This is a genomic window from Sinomonas gamaensis (assembly GCF_005876955.1).
In the GTDB taxonomy this organism is placed as follows: Bacteria; Actinomycetota; Actinomycetes; order Actinomycetales; family Micrococcaceae; genus Sinomonas; species Sinomonas gamaensis.
The window spans coordinates 1-5,586 of sequence record NZ_SSCL01000031.1; the positions used below are offsets into that span (position 1 = coordinate 1).

The window sequence follows — 5,586 nt, forward strand, 5'->3', positions numbered from 1 at the left end:
TTGTTTTTCTGTTTTTTGACGGAGAGTTTGATCCTGGCTCAGGATGAACGCTGGCGGCGTGCTTAACACATGCAAGTCGGACGATGAAGCCCTTCGGGGTGGATTAGTGGCGAACGGGTGAGTAACACGTGAGCAACCTGCCCTTGACTCTGGGATAAGCCTGGGAAGCTGGGTCTAATACCGGATACATCCTCCTGCCGCATGGTGGGGGGTGGAAAGCCTTGTGCGGTCTTGGATGGGCTCGCGGCCTATCAGCTTGTTGGTGGGGTGATGGCCTACCAAGGCGACGACGGGTAGCCGGCCTGAGAGGGTGACCGGCCACACTGGGACTGAGACACGGCCCAGACTCCTACGGGAGGCAGCAGTGGGGAATATTGCACAATGGGCGCAAGCCTGATGCAGCGACGCCGCGTGGGGGATGACGGCCTTCGGGTTGTAAACCCCTTTCGGTGGGGAACAAGCCGCTTCGGTGGTGAGGGTACCCGCGGAAGAAGCGCCGGCTAACTACGTGCCAGCAGCCGCGGTAATACGTAGGGCGCGAGCGTTATCCGGAATTATTGGGCGTAAAGAGCTCGTAGGCGGTTTGTCGCGTCTGCTGTGAAAGCCCGGGGCTCAACCCCGGGTCTGCAGTGGGTACGGGCAGGCTGGAGTGCAGTAGGGGAGACTGGAATTCCTGGTGTAGCGGTGAAATGCGCAGATATCAGGAGGAACACCGATGGCGAAGGCAGGTCTCTGGGCTGTAACTGACGCTGAGGAGCGAAAGCGTGGGGAGCGAACAGGATTAGATACCCTGGTAGTCCACGCCGTAAACGTTGGGCACTAGGTGTGGGGGGCATTCCACGTCCTCCGCGCCGCAGCTAACGCATTAAGTGCCCCGCCTGGGGAGTACGGCCGCAAGGCTAAAACTCAAAGGAATTGACGGGGGCCCGCACAAGCGGCGGAGCATGCGGATTAATTCGATGCAACGCGAAGAACCTTACCAAGGCTTGACATGGGCCGGACCGCTCCAGAGATGGGGCTTCCCTTCGGGGCCGGTTCACAGGTGGTGCATGGTTGTCGTCAGCTCGTGTCGTGAGATGTTGGGTTAAGTCCCGCAACGAGCGCAACCCTCGTTCCATGTTGCCAGCACTTCGGGTGGGGACTCATGGGAGACTGCCGGGGTCAACTCGGAGGAAGGTGGGGACGACGTCAAATCATCATGCCCCTTATGCCTTGGGCTTCACGCATGCTACAATGGCCGGTACAAAGGGTTGCGATGCTGTGAGGTTGAGCCAATCCCAGAAAGCCGGTCTCAGTTCGGATTGGGGTCTGCAACTCGACCCCATGAAGTCGGAGTCGCTAGTAATCGCAGATCAGCAACGCTGCGGTGAATACGTTCCCGGGCCTTGTACACACCGCCCGTCAAGTCACGAAAGTCGGTAACACCCGAAGCCGGTGGCCCAACCCCTTGTGGGGGGGAGCCGTCGAAGGTGGGACTGGCGATTGGGACTAAGTCGTAACAAGGTAGCCGTACCGGAAGGTGCGGCTGGATCACCTCCTTTCTAAGGAGCGCCTTCCCTGCCCGGGTGCCGTGGTTGTCGCGGTGCCTGTGGGGTGGGGGATTGGGAGCCCGTTGCGCCGGCGGATGTCCGGTGGCGGGTGCTCGTGGGTGGAACGTCGGAATCGGATGGCTGGGCCGTTGTGGTCCCTGTGGGTGTGCCCTGAGTACGCCCCTGCGCTCTGCTGCCTCCTTTTTGGGGGTTGGCGGGGGTGCGGGGTGCTGGAAGGGGGTTCGCCTGCTGGGGGCTGGTGCCCGGCCCCGTGCCCCCTCTTGTGGGGGGTGCGGTTGGCGCGCTGTTGGGTCCTGGGGCAATCTGTCCCGGATCTGTTCTCCTGGGTGCCTGGGCCTGCCGTTGGGCGGGTGTGGGGCCTGTGGGGGTTGTTGTTTGAGAACTGTATAGTGGACGCGAGCATCTGGGGGGTTGGCCGCACTTGGTGTGGTGGGCCCCTCGTTGTGTGCAATTTTTTTCTTTGGTTTCTGTCCTCTGTGGAGGGCAGTGTTCCTTGAATTGTGTTGGTGCATGCCCGCCCGGGCCCTTCTTCTGTGGGGTGTGGGCGGGTGGTGCGAGGCTTTCAAGGGCGTACGGTGGATGCCTTGGCATCGGGAGCCGATGAAGGACGTGGGAATCTGCGATAAGCCTGGGGGAGTCGATAACCGGACGGTGATCCCAGGGTGTCCGAATGGGGAAACCCTGCCGCATGTCATGTGCGGTGACCTGCCGCTGAACGCATAGGCGGTGTGGGGGGAACGCGGGGAAGTGAAACATCTCAGTACCCGCAGGAAGAGAAAACAACAGTGATTCCGTCAGTAGTGGCGAGCGAACGCGGATGATGGCCAAACTGTGCGCGTGCGATACCCGGCAGGGGTTGCGCGTATGGGGTTGTGGGGTCCTGCTTGGTGCGTCTGCCGGCGTGCCGGGGCTTGGTGTGGTGTAGGCGAACGGCTTTGAACGGCCGGCCGGAGGGGGTGCGAGTCCCGTAGCCTGAACGCCATTTCCGAGTCCTTGCGGGTGTCCCCGAGTAGCACGGGGCCCGAGGAATCCCGTGCGAATCTGTCAGGACCACCTGATAAGCCTGAATACTACCCGATGACCGATAGCGGACCAGTACCGTGAGGGAAAGGTGAAAAGCACCCCGGGAGGGGAGTGAAATAGTGCCTGAAACCGTGCGCCTACAATCCGTCAGAGCCGGCTTTGTCCCGGTGATGGCGTGCCTTTTGAAGAATGAGCCTGCGAGTTAGTGCCGTGTCGCGAGGTTAACCCGTGTGGGGGAGCCGCAGCGAAAGCGAGTCTGAACAGGGCGTTCAGTGGCGCGGTCTAGACCCGAAGCGGGGTGATCTACCCATGGCCAGGTTGAAGCGACGGTAAGACGTCGTGGAGGACCGAACCCACTTCAGTTGAAAATGGAGGGGATGAGCTGTGGGTAGGGGTGAAAGGCCAATCAAACCCCGTGATAGCTGGTTCTCCCCGAAATGCATTTAGGTGCAGCGTCGCGTGTTCCTTGTCGGAGGTAGAGCTACTGGATGGCCGATGGGCCCCACCGGGTTACTGACGTCAGCCAAACTCCGAATGCCGGCAAGAGCAGCGTGGCAGTGAGACCGCGGGGGATAAGCTCCGTGGTCGAGAGGGAAACAGCCCAGACCGCCGGTTAAGGCCCCCAAGCGTGTGCTAAGTGGGAAAGGATGTGGAGTCGCGAAGACAACCAGGAGGTTGGCTTAGAAGCAGCCACCCTTGAAAGAGTGCGTAATAGCTCACTGGTCAAGTGATTCCGCGCCGACAATGTAGCGGGGCTCAAGCACACCGCCGAAGCCGCGGCAGCCCCATGCGTCCCTAGCCTTCGGGTTCAGGGGTGGGGCTGGGTAGGGGAGCGTCGTGCGGGCGGTGAAGCCGCCGGGTGACCGAGTGGTGGAGCCCGCACGAGTGAGAATGCAGGCATGAGTAGCGAAAGACGGGTGGGAAACCCGTCCGCCGGATGATCAAGGGTTCCAGGGTCAAGCTAATCTGCCCTGGGTGAGTCGGGACCTAAGGCGAGGCCGACAGGCGTAGTCGATGGACAACGGGTCGATATTCCCGTACCGGCGAAGGACCGCCCATGCCGGACGGCTGAGACTAACCGACGGATCCTCCCGTGTTCCGTGGCCCTTCGGGGCCGTGGTGCGGGGGGTGAGCGCGGGAACTGAGGCCGCGAGGCAAGCGCATTAACGGGTGTGACGCAGGAAGGCAGCCCGGCCAGGCGATGGTTGACCTGGTCCAAGGATGTAGGGCGAGCGGCAGGGAAATCCGCCGCTCATGTGCCTGAGGTCCGACGGGACCCCCGCGAGGGGGGATCGGGTGATCCTATGCTGCCTAGAAAAGCATCGGCGCGAGGTCCTAGCCGCCCGTACCCCAAACCGACACAGGTGATCAGGTAGAGAATACCGAGGCGATCGAGAGAATCGCGGTCAAGGAACTCGGCAAAATGCCCCCGTAACTTCGGGAGAAGGGGGACCCCGACCCTGGACGGCCCGCGCGGCCGCGAGGGGGTAGGGGTCGCAGAGACCAGGGGGAAGCGACTGTTTACTAAAAACACAGGTCCGTGCGAAGTCGCAAGACGATGTATACGGACTGACTCCTGCCCGGTGCTGGAAGGTCAAGAGGACCCGTCAGCCCCATCCGTGGGGTGAAGCGGAGAATTCAAGCCCCAGTAAACGGCGGTGGTAACTATAACCATCCTAAGGTAGCGAAATTCCTTGTCGGGTAAGTTCCGACCTGCACGAATGGAGTAACGACTTCCCCGCTGTCTCGACCGCGAGCTCGGCGAAATTGCACTACGAGTAAAGATGCTCGTTACGCGCAGCAGGACGGAAAGACCCCGAGACCTTCACTACAGTTTGGTATTGGTGTCCGGAGCGGCTTGTGTAGGATAGGTGGGAGACTGCGAAGCGGGCACGCCAGTGCCGGTGGAGTCGCCGTTGAAATACCACTCTGGTCGCTTTGGGCATCTCAACCTCGGCCCGTGATCCGGGTCAGGGACAGTGCCTGACGGGTAGTTTAACTGGGGCGGTTGCCTCCCAAAGGGTAACGGAGGCGCCCAAAGGTCCCCTCAGCCTGGTCGGCAACCAGGTGTCGAGTGCAAGTGCACAAGGGGGCTTGACTGTGAGAGAGGCATCTCGAGCAGGGACGAAAGTCGGGACTAGTGATCCGGCGGCACCTCGTGGAAGGGCCGTCGCTCAACGGATAAAAGGTACCTCGGGGATAACAGGCTGATCTTGCCCAAGAGTCCATATCGACGGCATGGTTTGGCACCTCGATGTCGGCTCGTCGCATCCTGGGGCTGGAGTAGGTCCCAAGGGTTGGGCTGTTCGCCCATTAAAGCGGTACGCGAGCTGGGTTTAGAACGTCGTGAGACAGTTCGGTCCCTATCCGCTGCGCGCGCAGGAGATCTGAGAAGGGCTGTCCCCAGTACGAGAGGACCGGGACGGACGAACCTCTGGTGTGGCAGTTGTACCGCCAGGTGCACCGCTGCTTGGCTACGTTCGGATGGGATAACCGCTGAAGGCATCTAAGCGGGAAGCCCGCTTCGAGATGAGATCTCCATGAACGCAAGTTCTGAAGGCCCCCAGCAGACCACTGGGTCGATAGGCCGGACGTGGAAGCAGGGACGAAAGACCTGCGAAGCCGACCGGTACTAATAGGCCGACAGCCTCACACACACCAACAGCACACGACTCAAATGCTGCCCGCGTCCACTCTACGGTCCCCGGACAACAAGCCCCGCCCCCGCGGCGGGACAGGGAACACCGCAGCCGAACACCACAACCGAATACAGCACCGCGCACCAGCGCACCGCAACCAGCTTCCACCACCCCCCAGCACGCGGGGGCGGGCCGGGAAAAGGGTTACGGCGGCCACAGCGTGGGGGAAACGCCCGGACCCATCCCGAACCCGGAAGCTAAGCCCCACAGCGCCGATGGTACTGCACCCGCCAGGGTGTGGGAGAGTAGGACACCGCCGGAACACACCACACGGGTGGGCCCCACAACGCAGTGGGGCCCACCCCCATTTAACA

General features: G+C 61.7%; 3 rRNA genes. All 3 read left to right on the top strand.

Going from position 1 to position 5,586, the window contains the following annotated elements:
• The first annotated feature begins 15 nt into the window (after positions 1 to 15).
• The 3 genes from E5679_RS20600 (at position 16) to rrf (ending at position 5,534) form a co-directional block, all read left to right on the top strand.
• Positions 16 to 1,541 (top strand): 16S ribosomal RNA (locus E5679_RS20600).
• A gap of 561 nt (positions 1,542 to 2,102) precedes the next feature.
• Positions 2,103 to 5,229: ribosomal RNA gene (locus E5679_RS20605) — 23S ribosomal RNA — on the top strand.
• A gap of 188 nt (positions 5,230 to 5,417) precedes the next feature.
• Positions 5,418 to 5,534, top strand: a 5S ribosomal RNA gene (gene rrf / locus E5679_RS20610).
• The 16S, 23S and 5S rRNA genes sit together here, the layout of an rRNA operon.
• Positions 5,535 to 5,586: the final 52 nt, after the last annotated feature.